This is a genomic window from Pseudomonas syringae group sp. J254-4, assembly GCF_032586855.1.
GTDB classification, from domain to species: domain Bacteria; phylum Pseudomonadota; class Gammaproteobacteria; order Pseudomonadales; family Pseudomonadaceae; genus Aquipseudomonas; species Aquipseudomonas amygdali.
The window spans coordinates 12797-39047 of the sequence record NZ_JAWHOO010000033.1; the positions used below are offsets into that span (position 1 = coordinate 12797).

Consider the following 26251-nt stretch of genomic DNA (forward strand, 5'->3'; position numbering starts at 1 on the left):
AAGCGGGGCTTTTTGGTTTCTGCTATATGGCTAAATCGTTAGAAATTTTCCCGTCTACGCTCATTCGAGCATGAAAAATATGGCATCCCAGCAACGGTGGGCAGGCAAAGTGCGTGAACACTATCACCCGGATTCCCCATCCGCAATGAAAATGCCATTTTTTTAAGCTTATATTCCACCACCTTTTCAGCCTAGTGCGCATGGCCATAACCCTTGCGTAACGGGGCTTTCAACGAAATCACTGATGTAATTTATGCAACAGTAATAACTTACGTAAGTTATAGCACTTACTCGTCTTCCATAGAATCGGTTATGGGTTCGGCATTAGATGCATTCTCAAGCAGCGCAATGAGGTCAGCCTTATCAAGCTCTTGGAGGGCCATGATTCCAGCCCGAATCACATCGGATCTAGATATGCGGAAGGTCCGTGGCAAAAGAGAAATCTTATCTATCTGCCTGTTCACGTCCTTGGAGAGGGAAAAAGTAGTACGTACGAATGTAGAAGCTTTCTTACGCTTGCGCTTAGGCTCGGGCGTGGCACTAACGGGCGCTGCAGATATGAAAGCCAGCGCTGCTTCGTCGTTGGCCTCCGAAGACGGGGAGACCTGCTCAGGCTTACGAATCAAATCTTTCAATCCCATTTTGCAGCCCCCCAAAGCTCTGCTGCCAACGTCTCTATCTCTTCTTTAGCACGTGCGTCAGAGTTGCTCTCCAAGACCGAACATCCGTCTTCATCCGCATCGTCGTAGACATTGCGAGCTGTAGTAATCGCGTCAAGAGGTTGAATGCCGAAGGAGCGGCATGCTTCTTTGGCATCCAATATCCGCTGTATCTGGCTAGGAAGGGCAGGGCATTGGGTGATCACTGCACGCACGTTCAATGCTGGGTTCACTGCAGTAGCCAGTCGTGCCAGGTTATCGACCTTTGGAAGGGTCTTGAGATCTCGTCGCTTGGGCCGGAAAGGTATCAACATATGAGTTGCTACCGTCATAGCTGACCGCAGTGCCTCCGAATCAGATCCTCCAGCATCGACCACAATTTGCCTGTACCGGCCCCGAAGGTCTGTCAGCGTTTGACGAATATTGCCGTGTGCTTGCACAACAGGAATCGCAGGGAGGTCTCCCTGTGCAGAGCGTTCAGCAGCCCAGTCTGCGGTTGTGCCCTGAGGGTCGGCATCTAGAAGCAGGACGTCACCTCCGCGAGCCTGCAGCCAGACGGCAAGGTTTTGAGCCAGACAGCTTTTACCGCTGCCGCCTTTTTCACCACCTAAAAGTAAGATCATGAACTGCCCTTGATACTGATTATTGAAGTGACATAACTTACATAAGTTATGGAAAATTTGCTACGAGGAATCTACTGAGTCTCCTGGAAGGGACCCACCCCCATACAAGGAGGAGGGTTCTCACTCGGTTCAATCCACACTCATACCATCATCTTCATCCGGGGATGACAGCTCCGGTGTGCCTGCTGCGGCGGCCTGCCCCTTGGGCGTGGTCTCGGCCACTTCCCGTTCAGGCGCGACCGGCTGCGCTGACCATTCGCGGCGGTTGACCGTTTTGTCCGTGACAGTGCCGTCCTCTTCGATGACCTGCACCACGACAGGCTGGGTGCCCAGGTCTCGCAAACGTACCTGGTCGCCTTGCTTCAGATCTGCGTCGCTCATGGCCTCTTCCAGCCCTACGCCCCACACCGTGCGGGGCTTACCGCCCTCGGGCTTGAGCGTCACGAAGTAGCTCATCTGGTTGTCGTCATTGTGCTGATACGGTGCTTCCCCATGATCGATAAGCGTGCCCTCGATGACTTTGCTCCTAGACGGAGCTGTCTGGCCCGTAGCTGCTTGAGGTGAAGGAAACAGACGCTCTTCCACCTCATTGACTATCTGGGCAGCCATCGCCGTGAGGTGGTCCAGGTCATCGACCGACTGAGGCGAGTTTTCGACTTGCTTGTAAGCAGCGACGATGCTGGCTTTGAACGCTTCGCGGTAGCTGTCGTTTTCCATGTAAGCCGTCAGCAGGGCAGCCGCTTCTGGGGTCTTGTCATCCGTCGCAATGATCCAGATGGCATGGTCTTCACCTCGCAAGCCCATGACCGTATCAGAGGCCCTGACATCCGCTTCGGACATCGGAAAATCACGACGCCATTGCGCTTCAAGCCGGACCAGCTCGCTTGGGCTCTGCAGGTCAGGGTCGTTGACCAGCGCAGGCTTCGCGGCTTCTGGGATCACCGGTTCAGGCACGGCGTCTGAGGGCGTCGGCACATTGGCCTGCGCTTCAGACGTTGCTGATGCTGCGGAATTCGCAGCCGGTTGCGCACGCTGCGCCTGCCACTGTGCAAATGCCTGGTCGCCCTTGGGCTGGCCGCGTTCTGGAATGCCCAGGGTGATGGCCACCGTCTCCACGAACGCAATGCGCTCCGACTCAGGAACGGTGTCCAGCTGCGCGGTGAGCGCCTGGCTAACCTGGTCAGCCGTTTTTCCTTGGCCATACAACGCTTCGATAGGCACGGTAACGCCCAGGCGATCCGCCTGGTCCCGCACGTCCCGTGTGGCATCATCAACGTGCCGAGGCAAGTCGGTGGCAGGACCAATGCTCTGGCCATCACGTTCGATGTCCAGCTCTGCACGGCGGTCCGCCAGGCTTTGATTCATGGCCTTGTCGGTAAAATGCACGTCCAGACCATTCTTGGCCACCGCCTCGATCACCAGCTTTTTGAATTCGGCAGTGCCGTTGATCGTCAGTGTGCTGCCAAACCTTTCGCGGGCCAGCTGGAGGGCTACGGACACCCCGGCTTCGGTGATGCCCGTGCGGCGCATGGAAATGGTGGTACCCGTGTCGACAAACAGGGTCTTGTCGGTCTGTTTGTCCAGGTAATGCACGTTCTGACTGAACTTGGCCTTGCGCGTGTAAAGATCCTTGGCGCTTAGGTCGCGAGCCCGCTCAGTGGCGGCGTCTGGATCAACCTGTTTGGCGAAGCGATCCATGATCCGCTTCACCTGGTCACGCACGCCTTCACGGCCTGGGCCCCTCGCGCCGCTGATGCTGAAGCCTGGGTCTTCTTTTTCATCATCTAGGAGATTGCGTATGGCTGCACTGCCCATGAGATTTACCTCGATATTGGGTTGGGGTTTGTGGAACTGTTCACGTGCTTTGAGCCGTTCGAAGGTCAGCACGGAAACCAGCTGCGCCTTGTCCTGGCGGGTTAAGCGTTGATCGGAGAACACGGCGCGCCTGAGCGCGAAATACTGCTGATCAATCCGGCGTATGGCCCGGCGGTGGGCCGGAGCGATCTGGTTGTGCTGCGCCTGCCGCGTGAAATACGCGGCCACCGTGGAGGCGTGTTTGTTAACGGTCAGGGCCTTGATCGAAGCCCGCTTGAACACCAGCGCCTTGTCTGCAGGTCGCTTGAGCGGATCGAACAGCATCCGGGCGCGCTGCTCGATGTCAGCCACCGTCGCGACCCGGTGCGGGTTCTTGGCGTAAGGCGGGACAGCACCAGGCCGCCATTGACGGGGAGGGCGGGGCTTGCCTGAACTCCGGGGCCTGCGTCCGGCAGTAGATTGGACAGGCGTTGTCGTCGCAGCCCTCGCCTGGGGCAACTGGTCGGCCACCTGTGGGTGGCTGGATGATCGATAGAACACCAGCGCGTTGTCAGAAGGCCGCTTGAGCGGGTCAAACAGGCGTCGGCCCCGCTCCTCGATGTCAGCGATGGTGGCGACACGGTGGGGGTTCTGGGCATAAGGTGGGACTACACGTCCAGCTCGTACTCGGGTGTTTCGGGATTTTCCAGCTCCGGCTCGTCGTCGGCCTGTTGCGCCTGCAGGCGTTGCTGTTCCCTTTGTTTCCTGAGAAACGGCGGCAGGTTGGCTTCCTCCTCTTCCTCGCTCAGCTGTGGACCCGGCCCGCCTTCCTCGTCCTCCTCCTGGTACAGATGATCGCAATCCAGAATCTCCTCCTGGTTGCGACTGTCCCACGTGAACGTGTGCATCACTGGGCAGTAACAACGCACCGTCACGGCTTCGGGTCGGTCCGGCTTGCCTGTGATCTGCCACATCGCTGACGGACAGGTCTTGCAAGCCATCGGCAGGTGCCGCAGTGCGTCGCCCTGTAGTTTCAGCAGGACTTCGCTGGTTATCTCTCTGTCGTTGCCAGGTGTGTACTGATTCATAATCATCTCCATGTGCTCGGTAGAAATTGGTTTCGCGCTCGGCCAGTAGCCGAACACGCTCTTCAGGGGAAGCTTGGGAATACTGTTTGCGAAACTTGGGGGTGGCCTTGTTGACGTACTTGATTTCCCTTGCGCGCTGCGGCCAAGCAAGCAAGCGTTCCTGGATCACACTGGCTTCAAGCGGTGGTTTTCTCAGTTCACGCCTGACAATGAAGTCATCCTGAAAGATGGTGTCTTTCAGATTCGTGCCCTTTGCGTCACCCGGCAATTTGACCGAGATGTATTCGTTGTCCTTGCCTTCATTACGGATGCGTGTTTCACCGTGCTCAGCTACCAGGGCATAAAAATCGGCGCGTGAATTTACGCCGCGCTCAATGACCTGCTTAACCAACTGCTGTTTGAACTGGCGGTTCTTGCCGTAAAAGTCGTCGCCCTTGTAACGTGACAAAACACTGGCCGCATCGGTAATGTCCGCACGCACATTCTCACGCGGTGAAGACAGACCGTACTTCTGGTTAATGTGCTCCTGAAAAGCTTCAAAATACTTCTCATGATTCTTATAAACATCGACCGGATTGGCCTCGTTGCCGCTCAGCAGGTTGATACGCGGAATGATGATATGAATGTGAGGCTTGCGGTCAATCACCTCGCCGGTTTTCCTATTAGTGACCGTCTTCATTTTTGGCAAGTGCGCTTCGGCATACAGATTGAATTCTTCAGGCTTGTACGCATGCATAAAGAAGTTCTTGAACTCGGTCGTCACTGCCTTGAGCAATTCAGGTGACACCGTGTCCTCTTTGAAGCTTAGCGTGAACGTAAGGTAGCGATCTTGGCCATGGTCCGGGATACTTTCGTAGATGGCCCTGGTCACACTGAGCTGCCCCTCAATGATCAACCGATGGTCCAATTCATCACGCGTAAACTCTCGACCTGATTTGTTGCCTTGTTCTAAATACTCCTGCGCCCCGGTGTTATAGCCACTGACTCTAATCAGCATATTCAATACCTGCTAATAAAATCGTTTCGATGACCACCAGCGCTTCATACCATTTGTCTCTCACACTGTCGGTAATGAGGCCCCTGTCATTGGCTGATTTAGCGATATAAGCCAACTGCGAAATGTTGTTACCGGCTTTGTTGACGATGAATACTATTCTTCTCCTAAACCCGGTAAACTCTCTGAATACCGGAGTTGGATTTAAAATCAGCTCTCTAAAAAAGGTTGATGCAGAACAGCCCGCCCGTTTGATCATGTCATCAAACTGGGTCATTTCGTCTTGGGTGAGTCGAAACCGGATGATATGAACTTTTTTGCCAGATACGTTAGGTGAACCACGGTTGCCGTTATGGACTGGCCTTGCCGGTTTTGGCGGGTCAGTCTCGGACAACACGGTGAGCAACAGTTGTTGAATAGCATTCAGCTTATTAAGCCAGTGGAGATACTGCTTTTGATAAACGGTGCCATTGTAAGGTGCCGAGTTTGCGGAGTAGGCAACTCGGTTTAGAGCATGTCCGGACTTTTCGAATACCTGCTGCATCCGCTTTTTGTCGATTGCGGACCGCTCGAAGGTAGGCGAATGGCTGATCACCAGGTCACGAAAGAATCGGGCTGGCTTCAGGCCGGATTGAGCTATGTCCTCGGCAAACCGAGCGAACTGTTCATCCGTGAAACGGCATGACACGGGGCACGACTTGTTCACTTTTACAGCCACAAAATCACCTCCTGAGGGCACCTGGATGACAACAACCAACAACGACAACGACAACGCTTTCCCGCTCTGCGGGGTTTCAAAGGGGTATCCCCTTTGGCACGTCGATTGGATACGAAAAAGGCGAAGCTCTTTTTTGTAGACAATCGGTAACGTGCCTGTTTAGCGAATTCGAGATAGGGGGTCAGCAGGGTGAACCTGAGGGTTACATCAGAATTGCATCAGAAATGCTCAGTATTACGTCAGTATTGCTTTGCATTGCGTTTTTCTACATTAGTGTTACGCTCGAATACGACTGTTTTACATCACATTTACATCAATTCATACGCAGCAAGGGGCAAATCGTGGCTCAAGAAACCGAAAACAGGCGTGAAGCATTGGCAGAATTGGCCCAGGACACCAAGGCTAGGTCGTACACTGCGCAAATCCGCGATCTGTATGACGTGATCGAAAACGCCCTGAACTCAGGTGTGAGCAGGACGGTGATTCATCAGAAACTGTTGGATACCGGACTAGAGATCAGCCTTCGTCACTTCGACCAGGCGCTGTACAGAATTCGGAAAAGCCACAAACGAGCAGGACAGGTTAAACACCCCCTTCCTGACAAAAGCGACAGCGCAGAGGTCAGCAAACCCGCATTGCTGAATGGCGAGAAGACCACGCCACAAGCCAACTTCAGGCAAAGCATGAAGCAGATCAGGGAGGAGGTGGAAAACACGAACTGGGCCGAAGTCATCAGTGACGCAAACAGAACTTCCAAGCCATGACAGTTGAATGGTTGTTGGCTCAGTAGTTACTGTGCAAACTGTTTTTTAATGGCAGATGGTAGCGTATCAATGACAGCCTGCTGTTTTTTGTATTCGTGATAAAACCATCGATTGGTTTCATTAACATCCTGAGCCTTGATCGCTACCCACCCCATTGCACAAACCACCGCGATACTCACAGCCACAAATCCCGCCAGGACAATGTAGTTGAACCGTGAGGCCTGGGTGTCACGAAAATTGCCGGATAAAGCGCTGACTCGCTTTTCCAAGCCATCGATTTTAATCGCTGCGCGCTGCAAAGCAGGTTCGAACACTCGCTCTAAACTCTGGTGAATGGCCGTGGACATTTCAAGAGCGACGTCCACACCTGCTTTGGCGGCAGTCGCTTGAATGACTTCCTTCGTCGTTTCTTGCAAAAGCAACGCGGTGTCTTCCGCATCTTCTACAGCGTCGGCCACAATATCCAGTGATTCCCTCATGGATAGTTCAAGCAGCTTCGGAATACGTTTTACATCATCGTGCAAACGACCTACATCACTCAAAAGCTCAATGATCAGAGCATCACGCGCTGTAGAGGGAATAGTTTCATGTTCACTCATTTGATCACCTCAAGGCCAAACAGAGCGGCGAAAACCCCATCAAGCTTGCGGTTTACGCCTTTACACAAGAGCTTCAGTCCGTACATATCAGACCAACGATCACGCTCTTGTGCGCTAGCCTCTTTGTCCTTGAGAAGTTCTTTGTAGTCTGTGTCATCGTCCATAATGCTTTGCATTGAAATGCGGTGAATAGACAAAGCATCAAACAGTTCTGACTCGAACACGGCACATTCAGTATTCAACGTGAAGGCACTGGCGCGCTGGTGAAAAGCAAAAATAATCGGAAACTCTGTTTTCACGTCCTTTTTGACACGGTTGAACAATATAAGAATTTTTTCAGGGGGTACGCCAAGTGTGGCCAGGCTACTAATCATACTGACCGTTTCTTTTTGCTCCTTGGTGCCTGAAGTGACCGGGATCACGAAGTAGTCGACTTCCTCATGGGCTTCATCAAACTCTTCCAGGTTGGCCATAAAATCTTCAACGTTGGACGCTCCAACATCGATGATTGCCTGATCCTCAAGCATGAGTCGTTTGAACAGCTCGCGGAAAGCATTGCCGCGCAACTTCTCAACATCAAGGCCAAGGTTCTCAGCCGTTTCGTTGATTGACTCAATGGCATAGAGCGGCGCACCGCCCATACGTGGCCACAGCAGGTTTGCCGCGATGGTAGTTTTGCCAACGGTGCCGGTGTAATTGATGACCACGACTTTCTTTTTGATGAATTTCATCTGGGTAATCCTTGAATAGAGGGGTTCGCACCGGGTAAACACCACCCGGTGTGCTTGATCTGAAAAATGTTGATGCTGGGCGGTTTGAACACCAAGGGCGCGGCCCTTGTCATCTCGCAACGGCCGCGTTGACCTCGGGAGCGCGGGGTGGTGAAGCTACCCCACACTCCCAAGGTGAGCCTTTCTGAAAGAGGTAGCGTCAAGTGTGCGCTGCGCCCGTGCTTCCGTTCGCCGCGACGATAAAGCGCGTCACGACGAGCCGGGAGCGCGGCACCTGACGTGGGCAAGATCGCTGTGCGGATGGGTCAGACCAACATCCTGTTGAACCGATAGGGGTCCATGAACGGGATTTTGTCATCACTGCCGTCAAAATCCCCAGCGGGTTGCGGTTCGGGCACTTTGGCCTGTGCCTGCTTGCCTGATGCACGTGGCGGTTTTGATGCGGCTTTGCCTTTGCCGGACGATTTTTCAGGCGCCGCTTGTTGGGGGGCTTGCTGCCGAGGAGGTTCCTGGTGATCACTGCCGCCGCTGCCGTGGCCGGTCTGCCCTTGTGGGGAGTCGCCCTGTGGACGGCCACCAAGCAGCTGCATCGTGCCCTGCATGTCCACGACGATTTCAGTGGTGTAGCGTTTGATCCCGTCCTTTTCCCATTCGCGGGTTTGCAGCTTGCCCTCGATGTAGACCTGCGAACCCTTGTGCAGGTATTCGCCGGCGATTTCGGCGACCTTGCCGAACAGCGACACGCGGTGCCATTCGGTCTTCTCGACCTTCTGCCCGCTCTGCTTGTCAGTCCACTGCTCACTGGTGGCCAGGCTCAGGTTGGTCACCGCAGTGCCGTTGGGCAGGTATCGACAGTCAGGGTCTTGTCCGCAGGTGCCTACCAGGATCACTTTATTGATGCCACGCGCCATGATTGCGCTCCTTCTTCAATGAGTGCTTAAAGGGATGTGAGGGGGTGTTACGAGACCTATGGATTTACCAAAAGGCGTCCATGGCGATACGTTCGAAGCCTGCCAATTGCGCTTCGTGTTCCTCATGAAAACGCTCGTAGCGATCCATGTGTTCTTCGCAGAACTGCTCCAGGGCGTCGGGCTGAAGGCGTGGCGAATAGATCAGCGCCGGTTCGGCGTCATCGTCCACAAACTGCTCGGTGCCATCGGGAAACATCAGACGGCCCACACCACCAAGCAAGATTTCAACGGCAGTGGTGTAGGGGGCGTTTTTACTAGCGTCGGGATCAAAATGGATTGTCGTTTTCAACAGCTCGCGGCCCCGGGCCGAAGACTGCGCAGCAGGGGCCAATATCAAGGCTGTTGTGCCGTCTGCCGACAACTCAAACTCGGCAAAACAGGTGTCGCAATCCACTGGACGCCAAGTCATTTCCCACTTCCTGACGTTGACGATATCGACAGTTGCGGGGGTTTCGCAGTTGGGGCAGTACGCAGTCATCGTGTCACCAGGTGGCCACTGAGCAACACGTTCGGTAAAGGTCTGTGCAAGCCAATCAGCGTCTGCGGTCAGGATGGTGACTTCGTCGAATGGGGCTATCAGCAGCGCCTTGATGATCTTGGCCACCCAATTCGGATGTTTCGCCATTTGTGCCTGAGCGTCCGCAAGTGCCTTGCGGCCCAATGCCACAGCTTCAAGGTCATTGCTTGGAATCGAAGCTGTTACTGCTACAGCCTGGGCCTGAAGCGCTTCAAGGGCGGCATACGCTCCCTTGGGTAATTTCTCGTCTGACATAGCAAATGCCTCCGTTGAGGAGAGGGGTCATGCGCGCGTGGGTTTGCGGCTGTATACGAATTCCAGCTTGGCTTCGTGGTTGAGCTTCAGGGCCGCTTCAAAGGACTTGCCGGTTTTCTTGCTGTGAAACCCCTTCAGTACACCGGTCTTGCCCGTAGTCAGCAGCGCCTCGATCTGGCCGGGGGACAGCATCTTGCCGCTGACTTCCGGGTAGAACTTGAAGGCGCAGGCGCGACAGCCGATCACTCGCGGGGTGACAGCCAGTTCACTGCCGCACATGGGGCACTGGGCGTTCAGGCTGTCCAGCACCGGCTTGCCGTCACCCTGCACGTTGCCCAGGTCCACGTTCTGCACCTGGTGGGCAATGAAGTCCTCCAGTTCGTCCAGGAACGCGTCCACGGTCAGTTCACCGGCCTCGATCATCTGTTGCTGTTCATGCCAGAGCGCGGTCATGTCCGGCGTGGTCGCAATCGCTGGCAACGCGGCAATGAACTCCAGCCCCAACGCGGTGGGGATCAGTTTTTTCTTCTCTACCGCGTAGAAACCACGCTCCTGCAACTTGGCCAGTACCGCACCACGGGTCGCCGGGGTGCCGATGCCGCCGTTCTCGCCTTTCTTGCCCTGGTCACGGTCGATCAGCAGCTGCTTGATGCGCGGGTCTTTCACATACTTGGCCACGCGCTGCAGATCCTTGAGCAACGTGGCTTCGGTATAAAGCGGCAGGGGCTTGGTCTTTTCCTTGGCCACCGTAATGCCATCGCATACCCCGGCGTCACCGACTTTCATATCCGCCAGAGCATCGAAGGGGCTCGCGACCTCGGCGGCGTCCGACGCGTCTTCGTCTTGCTCGTTTTCTTCAGTGACCTGCGCCGTCCACCCTGGCTGCGTCACTTTGGTGGAGCGCGCAACGAAGGAGTGTCCGTTCACGCCAAAACGCACCTCGGCACTGAGGTAGCGTTTCTCGGGCAAGAACTGCGCGACGTAGCGTTTGACGATGGCCAGGTACACGGCGCGTTCATCGTCACTTAGCTGGGCAATGTCGATCTTCACTGCCGTTGGGATGATCGCGGTGTGCGCCGAGACCTTGCTGTCGTCAAACGCCCGGCTTTTACGTTCCGAATTCACCTCGGTGAACATCCCGGCCAAATCCGGCAGGGCCTGACTTAGCAGGTTCAAGGTCTCCGGAGCCTCGGCAAATTGTTCGTCGGACAGGTAGCTGCAATCGGAACGGTTGTAGGTGATGGCCTTGTACTTCTCGCGCAGTGCCTGGGTCAGGGCTAGGGTTTTCTCCGCATCGATGCTGTGGGTCTTGCTCATGTACACCTGAAGGTCCAGCAACGCGAACGGCAAAGGTGCGGGCGTTTGCTTCTCCTCCACCCGGGCTTCGGTCACGTCTGCTGGCTTCATCCGGCACGCGTCGGCCACCTGGGTGGCGTAGGCCTCGTCAGTGATCCGGTTCTTGTCATCGAGCGGGGCATCCGCGGCCACCACCAGGCGGGCCTGGGTACGACTGCTACCGAAGGCCAGGCTTGCCGCAACCGTGTAGTAAAACGCACTGGCGTGACTCTTGTTGGCCAGGTAGCGGTTCACGATCAGTCCCAGGATAGGGGTTTGCACGCGCCCCACTGATAACACGCTTTTGACACCCTTGGCCCTACCGGCCAGGGTGCAGGCGCGGGTCATGTTGAACCCGTAGAGCTGATCGCCGATGCTGCGGGCCAGGGCCTTCTGGAACAGGCCGTAAAACTCGCTGTTGTCGCGCAGGCCGTCCAATGCTTTGCGGGCGGCATTGGCGTTCATGTCATTGATCAGGATGCGTTTGACCGGCGCGGTGTTGCCGAAATGCACCAGGACCTCGTCGACCAGCAACTGGCCTTCGTCGTCCGGGTCACCGGCGTGAACGATTTCCGAGGCGCGACCGATCAGCTGCTGGACCACTTTGAGCTGGTCGCGAGTACGGGCAATGGGTTGGTACTTGGCCGGGCGCAATCTCAGGGGCAAATCGGCCTGAACCCAGTTTTTATAGGCAGGGTTGTGAACCTCGGGCGGGGCCAGTTCAAGCAGGTGGCCAACGCACCAGGTGACGATATTGTTGCTGCCGCACTCGAAATAGCCGTCCTTGCGTATGACGGTGCCCAGCGCCTCGGCAATGACCTGGCCCAGGGCAGGCTTTTCCGCAATGAATACTCGCATGGTGTTCTCCTTGTCAGGATCTTGGGCCTAGCCCTGGACCTTGCCGAACTTGTCGTTGATTTTTTGGGTGTAGCTCTGATCAGCACCGGGGCAGCTGTTGAGGTAGTCCTGGCGCGCCGAAGCGGTTTCGCTCCATTTGATGTTCCCGTGTTTCTTGACCAGGATGCTGAAGTAGTCCTGCTCGGCGCTTCGGCACTCGCTGCTACCGCTATTGCCGGCGAACTTGCCGTAGAGGCAAAGCACGGACTTGCACGGGTCACCGGCTAAGGCTGAGCCACTGCCCAGGAGGCACACTGCGAACAGCGCGCAGACTCGCGTTTTGCCGCGACCAGGCACGGCGTTGCCAGCGGCCTGACCTTGGCGGTCAGCCGTTTTGCTGTAGGTATTCATGTTTTGCTCCTGCAGGCGCTTGGGTGCGCCGATGGGGGTGTTACATCGTTTCGGGGGTATCGTCAGCCTGCGCAGGCTCGGGATCGGGCTCGACATCAACTGGCTGAGCCGCATCTGGCTGTTCCGGAACGGCGTTAGCGGCCTTTTCTTTGGGATTCCAGCGCTGCCGTTGTTCGGCCTGCATGGGCTTGGTGTCTGCCACTGCGACCTTGGCTTCAATGGTGCGTACCGGCACGGTGAGCGCGTCGATTTTGGTTGCGTCTCCAACCGGCAAGGGCGGAGGGGTCATCTTCTGTCGCGCTTTGAACACGTCCTCTTCGAAGTAAATGATCTTGCGCGCCAGAATCTTCATTGGCTCTGTTTGCCTGTTGCCCTGGACAAAAATCAATTGCTTGTCAAAAGGTAACTCGTTTACCTCCTGGGGCAGCAACAAGGGCCGGGCCTGTTCGCTGTAACTGTCTGTTTGACCTCGAGCACCGATTTCATTCTTCTGTCTGTTCAACGATTGGTTATGAACGCGCTCGGTAGTGTTGCCTAACCGCCTGCTGTACTCCTCGGCCAGCTTGATGTCGCCGGGGGCGAACACGATTTCGTTGTGGATCGCCTTCATGATGCCGTTGGCCGCTTCCTCTCCGTAGACGGCACGAATCTGGTCTTTGCCCTGGAAAATGAGGAAAAACCTCAGACCGGCACCTCGGGTCAGTGCTGGCGCGGTTTCCATGATTTCCATGCGGCCCATGATTGCAAATTCGTCCATCATCAGGGCCAGTTGGTACTTGTACCGTAGCGTGCCATCTGCGCAGTGCCCGCCTTGCTCAGGCAGGACCTTGGAATTGAGCCGAATCGCCTGGGTGAAAAACAGGTTCATCAGCGGGCCGTACTTCTTCAGGTTGCCTTCCGTCACGCTGAAGTAAACGGTGGTCTTCTCCTCGCGCATTTTGGCAAAGTCGATGTCGTCACCCGACACCGCCCAGGCCACGGTTTTTTCGGCATACACCGACAACACGTCGCGCACGATATCCACGGTGGTTGACCAACCGCTGCTCTTGTTTTTCGATGCTTCGTACACACCGTTAAGCTCTCGAAGGGTTTCAAAGCTGAGCGCATTAGGTCCGATGCTGCGCAATTCGATAATCTGCTGAGCCCACGTCCCTATCCCGGTACCCAATGAGCCAATTTCGTAGGCCTGGGGCAACGTACAGGGCATTTCCGGCGTTTCCATCAGGTACAGCAGGATGGATGTAAAAACGTTGCCGGCCTTGTTGTACCACTCCTGGTTCTTGGGGTTGTCGGAGACGAACAACACGCGGGCCAGGGTACGAATATCGCCTAGCCGATACAGAGGATCGCGGTTAATGGCACTGACCGGGTTCCAGCGATGCGTTTCCAGGCGCTCGGGCGAAAAGCGGAACACTTTGTGACCAGCAGAGGCACGAAAGCCTGACGTAATGTCCCAGTTCTCAAACTTCGGATCGTTGACCACCATTGAATCGGGGTAGCTCAACAGGTTGGGTATCACCGCACTGACGCCTTTCATCGAGCCTGGAGGCGCAGCCAACATCACAAACTGTTGGCCATAGCTGGCCAAAAATACGTCTTTGGTGGGGTGCTTGCCCAAGAGGAATGCAGGGTACTCCTCGATCCGCTCTTGGGGGTTAGTCGAGCTGATGGGTTTGGATTTAGCTTTGCCCATCAGCGGCTCCCCGCTTGACGCTCAATCGCCTGAGCTTCGTTGCTTTGAGCCTGAAGCGCGGCCTGCTGGTGTTGCAGAGCGATGGACACCTGTTGGTTGGCCTGGATCTGCTTGAGCGAGGCGCTGATGACTTCGAGCTGGTTCGCCTGTCGATCAAGCTGTGACTGAGTCGCGCAGCCGGTCAGGGGCAGCATGAACACAGCGGACAGGGTCAGTGCGGTACGAACGTTCATGTCACTCTCCTAGATCCGGTCATCTTCATAGGCCCACTTACTGTGCCAGTGATTAAGCGCACCAAACGAAGCGTTGCAATCAGCGAACAGCGTCATGAACCGTGTTCGGAACAAGACCTGACTATCACGAGTAGCAAATTCCTCGGTCAAGAACGCACCGATATCCTGGTCAACGCTCGACGCTCTTTCGGAGTCGGTTTGCTCACGAGCTGCGATGTAGTGCGCAGCTAACGTGCATGCGCTTTTCACCAACGATGCGGGGAAAACCACTTCGTTTTCTTCTAGCTCTGGCAGTGTGAACGGGTTGCGGGGTGCAAATATGCTCATATGTATTTCCTTGTGATCCGGGCACTGCTCGACGTCAGGCGGTGCTAGCCGTCTGCGTGGCAGTGCAGTGGGATGGTTTGAAAATGCGGATGTATCAGGGGGCGATGCGGGTGCACTACCTACTTGCTGGTGTTCTTGTACTCACCTTGGTACTCGAACTGGCGCAGCTCGCGGTTGTTGGCAAAGCGGGCATCACCGTGTAGCGAGGTCTTGGGCTTCAAACGCACGAAAAGGGCCATCAGCGTTATGCCGACCGGCAAGAAGGTGAGGGCAGCGGTCACACACCATGACCAGGGCACGTACAGCATCCGCCGGTCGTTCCAGGCCAGCTTGCGGGTCTCCCATAGCGTGTCCCAGGCCAAGCCCGCGAAGTGACCTTGGGTCAGGTGCAGATACATAGCCCCCCCTGCGTACAGCCCGATCACGAAGCACACAGCCATCATGAATACGATTGATAGCAAGATTTTCCACCACATGGCGTTCTCCTAGGCAGCTCGTTGACGCTGGCCATTGAGCAAGGCCAGCTTGTGTTCGGGTTCGTAATGCACTTCTTCGATGTAGGTGTTTTCCATGTACACGACCACGTCAAATGAGGTGCGCACCAGGCGCTCGATGTACGCGTAATCCAGGCCGAGTCCGATTGGTGACTGCTTCACCAGGCCGCACACACGGGCATAGCCTGCTTCACTGTCATTGGCATGCGCAGTGGTCACGGTGCCCTTGGTGCCGGTGTTCAGAATCTCGATGTAGTGCCACACCTCGTCACCGGTCAGCTCGGCCAAAAACAGGTGGTCAGGCTTCATCCGCATCGCGCTGGCCACCAGGGCTTTGGGCGTCACCACATGGCCATAGAGCAAATGCACATGGTTAGGGTGGAAGGGCATGGGGTCCTCCAGTATTTCCTGGATCGTGATCATGCGGCGGTTAACCGGAAACATGTCGATCAGCGACTTGCCGTAAGTGGTTTTACCCGACCCTGGCCCGCCAAAAATGATGATGTTCTGGCGATTAGCGATCGCGATTTCCATGAATCGGTGCCACTCGCCGGCTGCGTGGGCTTCCTGCATGTCGCGCTGCCAGGCTTTCAGGGTCAGTATCGGTGAAGCGATGGCCCTGGCTCGGTCATAGCGGCCACTGTTGACGTAATCCATATGGGTGAAGCGATCCAAAGAGGGTTTTCGAAACGTCATCGACAAGGTGCCCTCTTCGCACGCCGGGGCCATGACGATCTGGCCCCGCTCCCCGCCAGGTAATTTCACAGTGTGAATCGGTGAGTGAGGAGCCAGTACGCGGTATCTCAGCGCACAGAGCGCATTGGCCAGCCGCCAGCACAGATTGTAGGTGAGCCAAGGCGCTTCTTCGTGTTCCCAGCCGTTTGGACCGTCCACCCACAGCTCGTAAGGCCGGTTGATGGCCACGTCCTTGGTGCCCTGACGATTTAGGCGCTCGGTGGCACCTGCCTGGTCGAGGAAGTCTTGGACCAGCGTGTCTTCGGTAAGTCCTTGCTCTTCAGTCATGAATACTCCTTAGCGGTTCTCGAAAACCGATGAAAAGTCGATGTCGCGGGCCACGATGACGGTGATCACGGTGCCAGGCAGCAGTTTCCCGGTGTCCGGAATGTTGATGGTGCTGTCCAACGCCTTGTTGGCCATGCTCTCCACGTTCTGCTCGCTGTTGTTCACCGTGTAACCTCCAGACCCCGAGCTTTTCTGCGTCGTGTTGGACGCGGCCTGAAGCGCGTCCTGGATGAACGACAACATCACCGCACCGCCAAAGCGCTGCATGTAGTGACGATCGATCCAGGCTTCGGTCCCGCTGGCTCCCATGGGGCCTGCACCCAAGCTGTCAATCTTGGCCCGCACACCCGCTTGGGTTTCGATTTCGGTCCAGGTGGTAAACACGCTGGTTTCGCCTGGACCAACCTCAACCGTCTGTTCACCGGTGAGCTTGTCACCTGCTGCCGCAATCACCGTGGAGCCATCAGCGGAATACAGCGGATCGGTCAGACGACAATCCACCATTCCTGGGTGTGTACTGATGATTTCGGTGTACAGCGCGCAGCGCGTGTAGGTGTTGTGGCTGACCAGGTACTTGCGGTTCGGTGCCAGGTACGCCTTGGCCGGGGCAAAGGTGGTACCGCCCAGGTTGCTCAGGCTGCTGCGTTTTCTGCTGGACGATTCACCACCCAGACCGCTGCTCGATCCGCCCTGAATGTCGCCCAACATTGAAGGCGGCAGTGATGGCTGCTCGCCGGACGGCTGTTGCGGCTGAGTATTCCCAGCACCAGTACCCTGCGCGTCTTCAAAGGTGACCCACATTTCACCTCCCAGTTTGCGTTGCCGGGGGGTCAGTTCCTCAGGCGGTTTCTGGCCGGGCGAGCCGGGCGGTGGCGGCGCACTAACGGCGTGGTCCTGCCCGGTTCTTCCGCGTTCAGCATCCTCTTTATCCTTTTGCTCTTTGGCCAATCGCTCTCTTTCCGCTCGGGCTCGCTTTTCCTCCTCAGCTTTGTCAGCGGCCAGCTTGGCTTCCCGTGCCTTTTTCATGCTGTCGTCGCTGCCCAGATTCACGTCCAGGGTCGCGTCCTTCTTGACGTTGGTTTCATCGACCTCGGAGCCGGTGGTTTTCATCTGGGAAATGGTGAAGTACCAGAGTCCACCTATCACCAGCAGACCAACCAACACCAGCCCGACCAGGCCCAGGTAAAGCGTTCTCTTGTTTTGGGCATCGCCTGATCGTTTGGCCCGCACGTCAAAGGCCCCACGGGCCTGTGTGCTAGAAGGCTCGGAGACCGGGGCCGGTTCTGGAGAAGCTGCGGTGGACGCTGCTGCTTCGGGCGGCCCGATGCTGTCCGGCCCTTGAGTGTTCTCCGGAGCCTGGTCGTTGTCATTGTTCTGCATGCTTGAGCTCCCGAATCTCGCCGGTGGTGGTCCCGTTGAAGTTGTACCCCGTGTTCACCTGAGCAGTAGGCCGGGCCTCTACAAGCAGACCGTTCAGGCGAAACCGAAACAATCGGCTGACCCCATGCACCACGACCACGTTCTGTTCGTTGTGCATGTCGGCCACCGTTTCGGTGCCGTCTGGTAGAACCTGGTACAGCACCGGGCGCGGCCCATTGCCGGTGAAGCGGAAGCAGGTCAGCATGCCGTTGTCCCAGCCCTCATAGGGCGCTATGGATCGACTCTCTGCATTGGAGCGCTTCTGATAGGGGCCGTTTTGCACCGGCCCGTCGCAGGGGTTGCTGGGGTCACGGCGAGCCGCGACAGCCTTTTTCGGCGGCTCGGGGTAGGTGAAGCGCAGTAGATACGTCGAGTCTTGTTTGCGCTTGACCAGCTTCAGCTCAATCAGGTATGTACGCCGATTGGTGTTAATGGTCAGGTTCGTATCCGGCTCCTGATCAGTGATCGGCTTAAGCGAAACCATGTTGCCCGCTTTGTTTGGGCCAATAGACCAGGCTTTCGGATCGCCCGAGATCATGAGGCCCGTATCTTGGTTGATCGTCTCGTTGGATTGGAGCTGAATGAGCGATGCCCGGCCAACTGTCGTTTGCACCCTAAATACCTCGTCAGGGGAGTAAATGGCCGCCTGTACGCGCCGATCCAGTGATGAACCGGTGCCCATGCTCTCGGCAGAGGCCGGTAGGCCGGACGTCAGAAGCAACAAAGCGGTGAGGCCTGAAGCGGCTTTATTTACCATTGGACACCCCCACTTCCTGGGTCATTGTGTAGGCCTTGATCCCGAAGCCACGGGGGTTTAGCCACTGGTCACCGGCTTTTTTCGCAGGGTTTTTGTAGTCGTAGGTCACTGTGGCCACCCAGGTCACCGGGTGCAGCTGAGGATCGGGGATGCCGTTGCGGTCCAGCACGGTTTTGGTGATTCGCACCTGGGCTGTGCCTTCCCGATCTTTACGCTCAAGAAAGTTGATATTGTTGATATCCGTGCGTATTTGCCGGTTGGTCCCCAGCACTTCCAGATAGCCCTTGGAGGACAATTGGAAGTTGCGGTACTCCGTGAAGGTCTCGTCATAGGACATCAACTTGACCATGCCGTAATTGGCATCGTTACTCGAAAAGTTGTAGCTCTCGCGGAATCGCGTGTACGCGGAAAGCCAGAACTCGTCATCGATCTGCTCTTGTGGCTTGCCTTTGTCGTCGGCCCACACCACATCCGTGTAGCCGGAGTTTCTGTCGACCCGTACCAGGCCAAGTTGAACGGTCTTGAGCGGGGTCAGGCCCATCACGGCGGCAACTGACATGACGGCAATGGACCCAAACACATAATTCAACCGCGTTGCTCGTTTGGTCTTGGCCTTTTCATCGGCGGCGATGCTTTTTTCAAAGAACCGCGCTGCATGAATCCAAGCCTGTTCAACCAGGCTGATTTCTTGTGCGGTGGCCGCGTCGATGCTGGTACGGGCGGCCAGTTGCCGCTCCTGCTCGATCACGTCCTCTTTGGATTTTCGAAACTTTTTCATAAGTCACCTAAACCTGGACAAACACGTGCTGCGCGGATCAGTTCGCGGAGCATTTGGATTCGTTGGGTGGGGCCTCGGCGGGCTTTGCCGGGGGGGCGGTTGCCGAACGCTTTGGACTGGTGGTATTGAGCAACTGGGCCTTGGGCGAAGGGCTCGCTGCTGGCAGCACCCGGCCAGGCACGGGAGCAGGCGTTGTCACGGGGGCAGCGCGAGGCACGGGGGCATGGGTGAAGGGCATGTCTTCCCATTGCCCTTCCGGTTCGGACAGTTTGGGTGCAGAGCCACACCCTGACAGCAAGGCAGCCGAAAGCAGCCCGCTCAAAGCAAGTTTGAAATTCATAGTTGGATTACCCGTTGTTGCGAGAGAGGGGGGAGCAGTTGAAAGCTTGTGTTCGAGGGGCTAAGAGATTTTGTTACGACCTTTCATCTTGGCGGCGATCTTCTCACCTATGCTTTTCGCTGCGCGTGCACTGTTCATAGCACTGCCAAGTCCTGAACCCTTTGCAATAATCCCTCCTATTCCAGTAGCGGATACAGGGGTGCCTCCCATGATGGTTGCCGCGTAATTAGGCAGTTCCACGGCTAAAAGCGTAAATGCCGAGAAGCACAAAAGCATTACAAAGTTGCCTGTAAGACTCAGATCTATCTTGCCATTTACTATGATGTACGAGTTTATAAAGCTGAGTTCCAATGCAATGACCGCGGCGAACAACACTTGGGTCAGCATAAATCCTGCCATAACTGAAACCCACCCCCAAAACCATTGCTTCGTTTGCGCAAACAGAGCGAAGACTATGAACAATGGCCCGACTGCTGATATGACGGTACTGGCAGCTTTCAGCACCACGATTGTGCCAGAGGCCGTCAGCATGAATGGAATGCCAGCTATTAAATAAATAACTAACGCTTGCCCTCCAAGATAAATAGTTTTGAGGTCGACATCCCAAAGATCAACCTTGAAGATATCAAACAGCTTATTTAAGTTCTCAAGATAGACGACCACCATAGAATCAATCTGGTTCATCTGGCTACCGTCTTGCCCTGAAAGCACACCCCCCATCCATGATGGAAAGCCCGTTATGACCGGCACTATAGTGCTCCAGTACCATTGGACGTTGAACGCACAGCCGCAAATGAACGCAACCTTGAGAATTTCAAAAAAAACCTCTTGGAAGGTGCTAGTCATGCCTTGCCACATCCAACTGAAGCTACGGAATGTGAAATGCACCAACCAAAACGTCCCTACTGCCGCATTCAAAGCCAATAAAACCACGGACATTTTGGTTAGCACCACACTTTGTAGTGCTAAGTCCCAAAAATCATACATTTGTTGTGTAATGTGCATTGCATAACACCTTTTAGCAACAGCATCTATTTATCGGGTGGAACCTCGTCTTTGAAAACAGGATATTCTTTAGTTTTGCCGGTTAAAAAGTCCTGAATCTGAACTTCGCGTTTTTTATTCTCCACATATCGAGCATCGCGTGCGGCCTGAACCTTGCTTTGCTGACTGTGGTCATCGCAACCGCTGATCGCAATCATCGATGCCATTGAAAACGCTATAATCAGATATTTCATATCACTAGTCCTTGTCTATTGGGGCATCACAGTTGACTTCCCAAAATAGTAATCACTTATGTCTTGTGCACGTTTTTCGTTTTCCATTTTCTCTTGCTGCTGTTTAAGCATCTGCATATTGGCCAGCCTCATCTGCTGGTTTTGCTGCTCGATCAGCTCCTGCTGGTAACGCAGCTGTAAATCCTCCTTCTGTTGTGGGGTCGTCACCTCGTTCAACCGGGCCCGAAGCAGCTCGGCGTTCTTGACCCGTTCAGTGCTGGCGTTGTAATTGCGCTCCAGCGCATCGGCAACCGACATCATCTGGTCGAATTTCGCCTGCACGCTGGCATTATCCGAGGTTAAGCCGTAGCGGTCACGCAAACTGGCGATGTCCCGGCCCGTGCTGTAAATATCTGCCCAATCCCCCATGGGCATGACTTTGTTCAAGGCGGGGTCGTTCAGGAACCCACCCAACATGTCATTGCCGGTGATGATGCTTTTGTAATGGTTGTATTGCTGCGCGGTCTGGGTGATGGCGTCCTTGGCCGTGGTAAGCGCGTCCATCGCCTGCTTGGCCTGGGCCAGCGCATTCGCTTTCAGCACAAGCAGGTTGGATGGATCCAGGACAGGAATGCCTGGTACTGCCGCATGCGCAGCAGGCAGGGCGGTAGTCAACATGAGCGCGCTCAGCGCACAAGCAATCGCGTGTTTTTTCATGACGAAACCTCGACTTCATTCTGTTCCTGAAGGGCTTTCCAGGCTTTTTGAAAGGCAGGCATCCAGCGCTGTGCATCCCGCGTGTTCATGGACTGGCGTAAGCCCTCGGCATAGTTAAACGCAGGCAGCCACACGGCGGGATCGTCGGTGTTCAACCATTGGCGCACCGCCTCGGCCACCAGGAACGCATCGACCCACACCGTGGGATCGGTCGTGCGCAGGTGTTGCCGAATACGCTCGGCCACCGCCAGGTTCTTTTGGGTGGCAGATAACAGCGGCAACCAATACTTGAGCGGGCCGTCCAGCTCCATTTTCAGCTTCACCGTCTGGTGACCCTGTTGCACCACCATTTCTCGGCTCAGCGGCCCCATATCACGCACAGCCTCGAAAACTTTGCCGGTGACACCAAACTTGGCGTAGCTCTCGGCTTGGGCTTTCTTGTTAGGCAGCCAGATAGGCGTTGTCACTTGCTGAATGACGGCTGCCGCGTAAGGCGTCGCCAGTGCTTGCTCGGGGTACTGGGTGTCCATGATCAGGATTTCCCCGCGCATACGACCGCTCTGCAAGACCTCCTGCAGGGCGTCTGCCGTACTCTTGTATGACAGCGGTGCCCAGAACTCGGCCACCATGTTCAACAGCAGATTGCCGGGGCGGGCTTCGTGCATTTCGCGTTTCATGTAAAACAACGTGTTCAGAAACGCTTCCATTACTTCCGGGTGCTTCTCGGCGTAGCCGTTTTTGAGCAGCTGCGTGCAATCGAAGGCCAGACGCCGGTAGGTCTGCGCATCGAACTGGTTGACAGGCGAGTCCAGTACCCAGGCGTATTGCCCTTCGCGGCCTTCACCGGCCAAACGGCACCATTTCGATAGCCGGGTGTGCAGGCAATTGCCACCTCGTAGGGGGATGTTTTGCAGCAGCAGCGACATGCCCCGGAGACGCACATTGGTATGCGCCATGACCGCTTCAACCGAATCTTTGATCGTGCGCTGTTCGGCTTCATCGGTCTTCGCAGGACCACCGGCGCAGCACAGCACCAGGTCGATTAGCATTTGCCGTAACCCAGGACGGTCGTGAAACTGAAACGGATTGATGCCGGTGAAGTGGCCAGGCTGCACGGTGTAATACTCGGCTCCCAATGCACACAGCAAATGTCTCAAAGACTCGTTGTAGTCGATGCCGAAAATCAGCGGATCGAAGCGGCTGAGAAAGGTCAGCAGGATGGCCTCGGCGGTGGTTTTACCCACCCCGGTTTGGCCTGTGTAAACCGCATGACCTGGCAGCATTTCACCGAGGTTGTTCTGGCCGGGCGGGCTGTCATGAACGTTGAGGACATACAGCGCCTTGTTGACCGTCAACATGGGCATCAGCCCGGTTCCGTCACCAATGGGGTTGCCCTTGACCTTGCCCGTGGGGGTAGAGTGCAGGGAAAAGCTGCACGCCAAGTTCTCGGTCGATTTCATCATCGGGTACATGGCCTCGGTCACACCGGGGAACTGCGTGTACCAGGTGTCGATATTGCTCATGGTCGAGCGCACAAAGGTAGCGTCACGCACCGTAAACACCGACGCCATTTTCGTGCCGTTCTCGATGGCCTGGTCCGGGGTTTTGCCGTAGACGATCAGCGAGGCGTGATAACGACCAAACGCCTTGTCGCCCAGGGTGATGGCATCGACGGCATTTTCAAGCTCCTCGGTTTGCTTTGAATCACGCTCGACCGAGCCCAGATCCGCCACGTGCTTTTTGAATTTGTCCTTGGCCTTGTTACGGTCTTCGAACAGAAACGTTTGCACCAGGGTGAACTCGAACTGCTGCTCGATGGCCTCGTCCCACATACCGGGGTAGGTACCGCCACTGGGGTAGTCGCGCAGGTCAAAGGTAGTCGCGAAACGCTGACCACCCCGGTTGGGCCGGTTCTCGACAAAATCGTAGTTTTCAAAGTTGGTGACGCTATCAATGATCGCGTCACCCAAGCGGGTGTCGCTGACCAGCACGTCTTTTTCGTGCCCGTTGATCAACAGGCTGAAGTAGCGCCCGATCTGCGAGAACAATGCACCGTGTTCGTTTTCCTCAAGGCCCATGATGACCGGGTCATATTCGGCCAGCAACGTTGAGGAGAGCGACAACAGATCGCTCATACGCTCGATCCCTTCATCCACCTCTCGGTACTTGAGGATCAGGGCAATGCTGTACCCGACCTGGAAGAAGGTGCCGTTGCGAAACGGTGCGGTGTAAGCGTCCACAAAGTCCTGAAGCGCGGGCAGTGGCAAGGTGTATTGCGTGTCCAGCTCGATGCCAGTCTTGGTGATGTAGGTTTGCAGCATCAGGTGCTTGCCTTCCTTCTTGCCCAGGGCCAGGAAGTAGCGGTTGAGGTTGTGAAACAGTTGGATCAGTTCGTTATCACTGCGGGTTTCGCTGGAAACCCCCTTCAGCTGGATAAGACTCACCAAGCGGTTGCCGGGCAGTGTCACCATGTGTTCGTGGACCGGATAGCGCATGAATGGCACTTTCTTTTCCGGGGGCATAACGCTTGTGTGAAAATCGTGCGCCATAGAATTCACTCCATTGCGGATTAAAAGGGGTCAGCAATAACGGTTTGCCGTACTTGAGATTCAGCCAGAGACGCCGCCGTGCAAAGCGGATACGGCGCAAATACTGAGGATCGATCAGGCCCACAACCCTCAAGGCGATGAGGGCAATCAGGAACGGGGAGGCAGCAACCAGGCCCCACACCCAGGACAGCAGGAACGTCGCGGCAACACCGAAGACCAAGCCGCCCATCAGCAACCCCACCATCGGCATGATGGGAATGTTCCAGAACATCGCAGGCCGACTCATGGCGTTGTAGCTTTCGAAGGTCAGTTTCTTGAGTACTTCGTTACTGGCCATAAACGCTCCTGGTCAACCCGGCACGCCGGTGCCGAACACCTGCCAAGCCGCTGTGCCGAGGAGTACAGACCCACCAACGACCAGCAGCACACCCACCTGCTCCAGGTAGTCCATGAAGGTGTGCGAGCGATCGCCCGAGGAGCGAGCAATCAGCCATTTGGCACCTGACCAGATCAGGCAAATCAGGCCTAGGGTGCCCGCCAGGGTGTAAAGGCCCAGGCGGATATTGCTGCCCCACTGGTTCAGCGTGCTGAGCCAGTCAGCGGAGGCGATACCGGGCAGGTAGGCCAGAGCCACCAGCAGAATGCCCAGCTCGCCTTTGTTGGGCACAAGGGTACGTTTGATCATCATTGATCCTCTTTAGGGAGAGTTGAGGGTTCTTCAGGGGATACAGCTGGTGGAGCTGGCGAAGCCGGTGGAGCAGAAACAGACGGTGGTGCAGGTGGCAGATAGCGCGGGTACTGGCGCAGCACGTCCCAGCTTTCATAGGTCGGCTCAACGGCGGATGCCGGGGCCTGAGCGCGCTGGAGCTGGCTTGGCTCAGCGGAGCCTTCCAGCGCAGGGACGGTCACGGTGGTACCGCCTGCGTTGGCCAGCACACGCTGCACATGGCTGCTGCCGCCAAAAGCTGCCTCAGCCTTGAATCCGCCTTTGGGGTTGCCGCTGTAGTAGCAGGAAATAGCCTTATGAAGCGCGGCCTGCCGGTTAGGCTCCTTGGCGCTGGCCACTGCATAGCACTGTTCAAGAACAGCGGCGGACATGCGCAGGTTGGTGCAGGGTTCAAATACTGATTCAGGTCGGTTGACATCGAAATGCTGCCGGTTAATTTGGCCCAGGCCGATGCTGAAATTAGCGCCCTCCTCCACCAGCTGCTTCACCACCAAAACAGCTTCATCCAGGCTTTGCGGTTGACGCGGCAACACTTTGCCGACCACGCCAATGGCATAGGGATTGAAGGAAGACTCTGTCTTGACGATGGGAGTCAGCGTGTCTGGGTGTATCGAGGGAGCGCATTGCATAGCCAGGGCCAGAAAGGCACTGGTGGTGAGCATTACAGGTTCCTTTTAATCTGGGGCCGTAAGAGGTTTGCCGGGTACCTGTTTTTTGGAGTCTTCAATCAGTTGCCCAACGGCCATTTCAAGAAAATTATCGATCAGATACCGAGCGAGCTCCGAGGGTGAAATCTGCCTGGAGCTTTGGGTTTCATAGCTCACCCGTATCGCAGCTTTATTCAGCGCCTCCACCCTAATCGGTCGGATATATACGCTTGATGTCTTGGTGGTTGCTTCATCTTCGGATGACGCCATGGGAACTCCTAAGGGCTGTGAGAACGCAAAAAAACACCGCCAGGCGAGACCTGGCGGTGAAATGGGAAATCGTGGAAATAGGTAATGCCTAGGCGGCATTCACCGTCGAATAGAAAACGGTCCCAGAACGCCCGACAAGACGCTCCAGCGCGGCGTTCTGCGACAGAAGCGCGAAGAAAGCCGCCCTGCGGGCAGCTTCAGATTTCATGTCGATGATCAGACGGAGCGTTTTTTCTAGCTCTGTCGGCACATTGCGAAACTCGATGCAATCGAGTGAACGGTTAGATCGAATCAGCGCAGCAGCCTTTAATTCCTCTACCGTAGAGTCCTGCAAAACACAGGTTCGACCGCCGAACTGAACGAACCCATGGGCACCATTCAACGCTGTGATGGTTGTGGTGTGTGTCACCTCGGGATCGAACCGTAGCAGCAGATAGCCAGGAAACAAACGAACCTCCTTTTCTATCGACGAAGGGCGATCCGTACGTTTGCGAGAGGTGATTCTGACGGGGGAATACACCTCAACGTCTAACCGTTCTATCAATGTCATAAGTGACTGATAAACGGCAGAATTGTGCATCAAAACGTGCCAGTTTTTCATAATCAGAACCTTTCGATCAGGCGCTCTTTCGAATTCCGGAACCGCTGGGCCCAGGGGAGAATCATGAGCCATAGAGAGCCGGCTCTATCCGCTTCTGGATCGAATGAGCTCAATCAGGGAACGGATTTCTAGGAAACAAAATAGATGGAACAGAAAAAAAAGT

General features: G+C 55.8%; 32 protein-coding genes. 3 read left to right on the top strand and 29 right to left on the bottom strand.

Annotated features, from left to right (window positions below):
* Positions 1-287 precede the first annotated feature (287 nt).
* The 4 genes from RYB09_RS25745 to RYB09_RS25760 form a co-directional block, all read right to left on the bottom strand.
* Positions 288-641, bottom strand: coding sequence for a hypothetical protein (locus tag RYB09_RS25745; protein WP_003407059.1), 354 nt, complete (start codon positions 639-641; stop codon positions 288-290).
* Positions 632-1282, bottom strand: coding sequence for an AAA family ATPase (locus RYB09_RS25750; RefSeq protein WP_003407061.1), 651 nt, complete (start codon positions 1280-1282; stop codon positions 632-634). Before RYB09_RS25750 ends, RYB09_RS25745 begins: the two co-directional genes overlap by 10 nt.
* Positions 1283-1411: 129 nt before the next feature.
* On the bottom strand, positions 1412-3421 hold the full coding sequence (locus RYB09_RS25755; RefSeq protein ID WP_005782535.1) for an LPD7 domain-containing protein: 2010 nt from the start codon (positions 3419-3421) through the stop codon (positions 1412-1414).
* A gap of 323 nt (positions 3422-3744) precedes the next feature.
* Positions 3745-4164: a hypothetical protein gene (locus tag RYB09_RS25760; protein ID WP_005782536.1), complete on the bottom strand. Its 420-nt coding sequence runs from the start codon at positions 4162-4164 to the stop codon at positions 3745-3747.
* Between the two features lie 73 nt (positions 4165-4237).
* Between RYB09_RS25760 and RYB09_RS27380 the strand changes: the two genes are divergently transcribed.
* Positions 4238-4522, top strand: a complete 285-nt coding sequence (locus RYB09_RS27380; protein ID WP_005782537.1) for a hypothetical protein — start codon at positions 4238-4240, stop codon at positions 4520-4522.
* 192 nt (positions 4523-4714) lie between these two features.
* On the top strand, positions 4715-4948 hold the full coding sequence (locus RYB09_RS27385) for a hypothetical protein (RefSeq protein ID WP_005782538.1): 234 nt from the start codon (positions 4715-4717) through the stop codon (positions 4946-4948).
* A gap of 202 nt (positions 4949-5150) precedes the next feature.
* Here the strand turns inward: RYB09_RS27385 and RYB09_RS25770 are convergent, their stop codons facing one another.
* Positions 5151-5876: a plasmid mobilization protein gene (locus tag RYB09_RS25770; protein WP_005782540.1), complete on the bottom strand. Its 726-nt coding sequence runs from the start codon at positions 5874-5876 to the stop codon at positions 5151-5153.
* A gap of 341 nt (positions 5877-6217) precedes the next feature.
* On the opposite strand from RYB09_RS25770, the gene RYB09_RS25775 reads away from it, so the two are divergent.
* A complete protein-coding gene (locus RYB09_RS25775; protein ID WP_232505829.1) occupies positions 6218-6640 on the top strand; it encodes a hypothetical protein in 423 nt (140 codons plus the stop codon).
* Positions 6641-6666: 26 nt separating this feature from the next.
* On the opposite strand, the gene RYB09_RS25780 is transcribed toward RYB09_RS25775, so the two are convergent.
* From RYB09_RS25780 to RYB09_RS25895, 24 genes are all read right to left on the bottom strand, one after another.
* Positions 6667-7239 (bottom strand): hypothetical protein, encoded by a 573-nt coding sequence (locus RYB09_RS25780; protein WP_005782544.1) that lies wholly within the window; start codon positions 7237-7239, stop codon positions 6667-6669.
* The gene (stbB, locus tag RYB09_RS25785) at positions 7236-7970 is read right to left on the bottom strand and encodes a StbB family protein (RefSeq protein WP_005782546.1); all 735 of its coding nucleotides are present in this window, start codon (positions 7968-7970) and stop codon (positions 7236-7238) included. Before stbB ends, RYB09_RS25780 begins: the two co-directional genes overlap by 4 nt.
* A 305-nt stretch (positions 7971-8275) precedes the next feature.
* On the bottom strand, positions 8276-8881 hold the full coding sequence (locus RYB09_RS25790) for a single-stranded DNA-binding protein (RefSeq protein WP_005782548.1): 606 nt from the start codon (positions 8879-8881) through the stop codon (positions 8276-8278).
* Between the two features lie 64 nt (positions 8882-8945).
* On the bottom strand, positions 8946-9713 hold the full coding sequence (locus RYB09_RS25795; RefSeq protein WP_010199959.1) for a hypothetical protein: 768 nt from the start codon (positions 9711-9713) through the stop codon (positions 8946-8948).
* Between the two features lie 27 nt (positions 9714-9740).
* The gene (locus RYB09_RS25800) at positions 9741-11906 is read right to left on the bottom strand and encodes a type IA DNA topoisomerase (protein WP_005782553.1); all 2166 of its coding nucleotides are present in this window, start codon (positions 11904-11906) and stop codon (positions 9741-9743) included.
* 27 nt (positions 11907-11933) lie between these two features.
* Positions 11934-12296: a TrbM/KikA/MpfK family conjugal transfer protein gene (locus tag RYB09_RS25805; RefSeq protein ID WP_005782555.1), complete on the bottom strand. Its 363-nt coding sequence runs from the start codon at positions 12294-12296 to the stop codon at positions 11934-11936.
* Between the two features lie 40 nt (positions 12297-12336).
* Entirely contained in the window at positions 12337-13989 is a 1653-nt protein-coding gene (locus tag RYB09_RS25810) for a type IV secretory system conjugative DNA transfer family protein (protein ID WP_010217011.1), read from the bottom strand.
* Positions 13989-14222, bottom strand: a complete 234-nt coding sequence (locus RYB09_RS25815) for a hypothetical protein (RefSeq protein WP_005782456.1) — start codon at positions 14220-14222, stop codon at positions 13989-13991. Before RYB09_RS25815 ends, RYB09_RS25810 begins: the two co-directional genes overlap by 1 nt.
* A 9-nt stretch (positions 14223-14231) precedes the next feature.
* Positions 14232-14549: a hypothetical protein gene (locus tag RYB09_RS25820; RefSeq protein ID WP_005782454.1), complete on the bottom strand. Its 318-nt coding sequence runs from the start codon at positions 14547-14549 to the stop codon at positions 14232-14234.
* Between the two features lie 119 nt (positions 14550-14668).
* Positions 14669-15025, bottom strand: coding sequence for a hypothetical protein (locus RYB09_RS25825; protein WP_010217013.1), 357 nt, complete (start codon positions 15023-15025; stop codon positions 14669-14671).
* Positions 15026-15034: 9 nt separating this feature from the next.
* Positions 15035-16066 carry a P-type DNA transfer ATPase VirB11 gene (gene virB11 / locus RYB09_RS25830; protein WP_005782462.1) on the bottom strand — a complete coding sequence of 344 codons (1032 nt, stop codon included), beginning with the start codon at positions 16064-16066 and terminating at the stop codon, positions 15035-15037.
* A gap of 9 nt (positions 16067-16075) precedes the next feature.
* Complete coding sequence (locus tag RYB09_RS25835) at positions 16076-17446, bottom strand: TrbI/VirB10 family protein (RefSeq protein WP_010199849.1); 1371 nt, start codon at positions 17444-17446, stop codon at positions 16076-16078.
* Positions 17433-18242 carry a P-type conjugative transfer protein VirB9 gene (gene virB9 / locus RYB09_RS25840; RefSeq protein ID WP_005782466.1) on the bottom strand — a complete coding sequence of 270 codons (810 nt, stop codon included), beginning with the start codon at positions 18240-18242 and terminating at the stop codon, positions 17433-17435. The genes RYB09_RS25835 and virB9 overlap by 14 nt, the downstream gene beginning before the upstream one ends.
* Entirely contained in the window at positions 18232-19020 is a 789-nt protein-coding gene (locus tag RYB09_RS25845) for a virB8 family protein (protein ID WP_010199854.1), read from the bottom strand. The genes virB9 and RYB09_RS25845 overlap by 11 nt, the downstream gene beginning before the upstream one ends.
* A 37-nt stretch (positions 19021-19057) precedes the next feature.
* Entirely contained in the window at positions 19058-19360 is a 303-nt protein-coding gene (locus tag RYB09_RS25850) for a conjugal transfer protein (protein WP_080034376.1), read from the bottom strand.
* A 60-nt stretch (positions 19361-19420) separates the two neighbouring features.
* A complete protein-coding gene (locus tag RYB09_RS25855) occupies positions 19421-20365 on the bottom strand; it encodes a type IV secretion system protein (protein ID WP_010199857.1) in 945 nt (314 codons plus the stop codon).
* 26 nt (positions 20366-20391) lie between these two features.
* On the bottom strand, positions 20392-20598 hold the full coding sequence (locus RYB09_RS25860; protein WP_005782472.1) for a hypothetical protein: 207 nt from the start codon (positions 20596-20598) through the stop codon (positions 20392-20394).
* A 15-nt stretch (positions 20599-20613) separates the two neighbouring features.
* On the bottom strand, positions 20614-21294 hold the full coding sequence (gene virB5 / locus RYB09_RS25865) for a P-type DNA transfer protein VirB5 (protein ID WP_005782474.1): 681 nt from the start codon (positions 21292-21294) through the stop codon (positions 20614-20616).
* A complete protein-coding gene (locus tag RYB09_RS25870) occupies positions 21291-23789 on the bottom strand; it encodes a VirB4 family type IV secretion system protein (protein WP_223886542.1) in 2499 nt (832 codons plus the stop codon). The genes virB5 and RYB09_RS25870 overlap by 4 nt, the downstream gene beginning before the upstream one ends.
* Positions 23692-24180, bottom strand: coding sequence for a VirB3 family type IV secretion system protein (locus tag RYB09_RS25875; RefSeq protein WP_005782477.1), 489 nt, complete (start codon positions 24178-24180; stop codon positions 23692-23694). Before RYB09_RS25875 ends, RYB09_RS25870 begins: the two co-directional genes overlap by 98 nt.
* A gap of 12 nt (positions 24181-24192) precedes the next feature.
* Positions 24193-24528, bottom strand: coding sequence for a hypothetical protein (locus RYB09_RS25880; protein WP_005782479.1), 336 nt, complete (start codon positions 24526-24528; stop codon positions 24193-24195).
* On the bottom strand, positions 24528-25232 hold the full coding sequence (locus RYB09_RS25885; RefSeq protein ID WP_005782481.1) for a lytic transglycosylase domain-containing protein: 705 nt from the start codon (positions 25230-25232) through the stop codon (positions 24528-24530). The genes RYB09_RS25880 and RYB09_RS25885 overlap by 1 nt, the downstream gene beginning before the upstream one ends.
* A gap of 12 nt (positions 25233-25244) precedes the next feature.
* Positions 25245-25487: a hypothetical protein gene (locus RYB09_RS25890; RefSeq protein WP_005782484.1), complete on the bottom strand. Its 243-nt coding sequence runs from the start codon at positions 25485-25487 to the stop codon at positions 25245-25247.
* An 88-nt stretch (positions 25488-25575) separates the two neighbouring features.
* Complete coding sequence (locus tag RYB09_RS25895; RefSeq protein ID WP_010199861.1) at positions 25576-26088, bottom strand: transcription termination/antitermination NusG family protein; 513 nt, start codon at positions 26086-26088, stop codon at positions 25576-25578.
* Positions 26089-26251: the final 163 nt, after the last annotated feature.

What these genes read in the sequence shown, in the direction of transcription:
- RYB09_RS25845 (WP_010199854.1), bottom strand. Translation starts at nt 19,020, where the DNA reads ATGAAAAAGTTTCGAAAATCCAAAGAGGACGTGATCGAGCAGGAGCGG.
- RYB09_RS25890 (WP_005782484.1), bottom strand. Translation starts at nt 25,487, where the DNA reads ATGGCGTCATCCGAAGATGAAGCAACCACCAAGACATCAAGCGTATAT.
- RYB09_RS25795 (WP_010199959.1), bottom strand. Translation starts at nt 9,713, where the DNA reads ATGTCAGACGAGAAATTACCCAAGGGAGCGTATGCCGCCCTTGAAGCG.
- RYB09_RS25870 (WP_223886542.1), bottom strand. Translation starts at nt 23,789, where the DNA reads ATGCGCTATCCGGTCCACGAACACATGGTGACACTGCCCGGCAACCGC.
- RYB09_RS25825 (WP_010217013.1), bottom strand. Translation starts at nt 15,025, where the DNA reads ATGTGGTGGAAAATCTTGCTATCAATCGTATTCATGATGGCTGTGTGC.
- RYB09_RS25745 (WP_003407059.1), bottom strand. Translation starts at nt 641, where the DNA reads ATGGGATTGAAAGATTTGATTCGTAAGCCTGAGCAGGTCTCCCCGTCT.
- virB9 (WP_005782466.1), bottom strand. Translation starts at nt 18,242, where the DNA reads ATGGTAAATAAAGCCGCTTCAGGCCTCACCGCTTTGTTGCTTCTGACG.
- RYB09_RS25885 (WP_005782481.1), bottom strand. Translation starts at nt 25,232, where the DNA reads ATGCTCACCACCAGTGCCTTTCTGGCCCTGGCTATGCAATGCGCTCCC.
- RYB09_RS25780 (WP_005782544.1), bottom strand. Translation starts at nt 7,239, where the DNA reads ATGAGTGAACATGAAACTATTCCCTCTACAGCGCGTGATGCTCTGATC.
- stbB (WP_005782546.1), bottom strand. Translation starts at nt 7,970, where the DNA reads ATGAAATTCATCAAAAAGAAAGTCGTGGTCATCAATTACACCGGCACC.
- RYB09_RS25815 (WP_005782456.1), bottom strand. Translation starts at nt 14,222, where the DNA reads ATGAACGTTCGTACCGCACTGACCCTGTCCGCTGTGTTCATGCTGCCC.
- RYB09_RS25835 (WP_010199849.1), bottom strand. Translation starts at nt 17,446, where the DNA reads ATGCAGAACAATGACAACGACCAGGCTCCGGAGAACACTCAAGGGCCG.
- virB5 (WP_005782474.1), bottom strand. Translation starts at nt 21,294, where the DNA reads ATGAAAAAACACGCGATTGCTTGTGCGCTGAGCGCGCTCATGTTGACT.
- RYB09_RS25790 (WP_005782548.1), bottom strand. Translation starts at nt 8,881, where the DNA reads ATGGCGCGTGGCATCAATAAAGTGATCCTGGTAGGCACCTGCGGACAA.
- RYB09_RS25875 (WP_005782477.1), bottom strand. Translation starts at nt 24,180, where the DNA reads ATGGCCAGTAACGAAGTACTCAAGAAACTGACCTTCGAAAGCTACAAC.
- RYB09_RS25800 (WP_005782553.1), bottom strand. Translation starts at nt 11,906, where the DNA reads ATGCGAGTATTCATTGCGGAAAAGCCTGCCCTGGGCCAGGTCATTGCC.
- RYB09_RS25805 (WP_005782555.1), bottom strand. Translation starts at nt 12,296, where the DNA reads ATGAATACCTACAGCAAAACGGCTGACCGCCAAGGTCAGGCCGCTGGC.
- RYB09_RS25750 (WP_003407061.1), bottom strand. Translation starts at nt 1,282, where the DNA reads ATGATCTTACTTTTAGGTGGTGAAAAAGGCGGCAGCGGTAAAAGCTGT.
- RYB09_RS25820 (WP_005782454.1), bottom strand. Translation starts at nt 14,549, where the DNA reads ATGAGCATATTTGCACCCCGCAACCCGTTCACACTGCCAGAGCTAGAA.
- RYB09_RS25755 (WP_005782535.1), bottom strand. Translation starts at nt 3,421, where the DNA reads ATGCTGTTCGATCCGCTCAAGCGACCTGCAGACAAGGCGCTGGTGTTC.
- RYB09_RS27385 (WP_005782538.1), top strand. Translation starts at nt 4,715, where the DNA reads ATGATTCTTATAAACATCGACCGGATTGGCCTCGTTGCCGCTCAGCAG.
- RYB09_RS25860 (WP_005782472.1), bottom strand. Translation starts at nt 20,598, where the DNA reads ATGAAATATCTGATTATAGCGTTTTCAATGGCATCGATGATTGCGATC.
- RYB09_RS25855 (WP_010199857.1), bottom strand. Translation starts at nt 20,365, where the DNA reads ATGCACATTACACAACAAATGTATGATTTTTGGGACTTAGCACTACAA.
- RYB09_RS25850 (WP_080034376.1), bottom strand. Translation starts at nt 19,360, where the DNA reads ATGAATTTCAAACTTGCTTTGAGCGGGCTGCTTTCGGCTGCCTTGCTG.
- virB11 (WP_005782462.1), bottom strand. Translation starts at nt 16,066, where the DNA reads ATGACTGAAGAGCAAGGACTTACCGAAGACACGCTGGTCCAAGACTTC.
- RYB09_RS25880 (WP_005782479.1), bottom strand. Translation starts at nt 24,528, where the DNA reads ATGATCAAACGTACCCTTGTGCCCAACAAAGGCGAGCTGGGCATTCTG.
- RYB09_RS25760 (WP_005782536.1), bottom strand. Translation starts at nt 4,164, where the DNA reads ATGAATCAGTACACACCTGGCAACGACAGAGAGATAACCAGCGAAGTC.
- RYB09_RS25895 (WP_010199861.1), bottom strand. Translation starts at nt 26,088, where the DNA reads ATGAAAAACTGGCACGTTTTGATGCACAATTCTGCCGTTTATCAGTCA.
- RYB09_RS25810 (WP_010217011.1), bottom strand. Translation starts at nt 13,989, where the DNA reads ATGGGCAAAGCTAAATCCAAACCCATCAGCTCGACTAACCCCCAAGAG.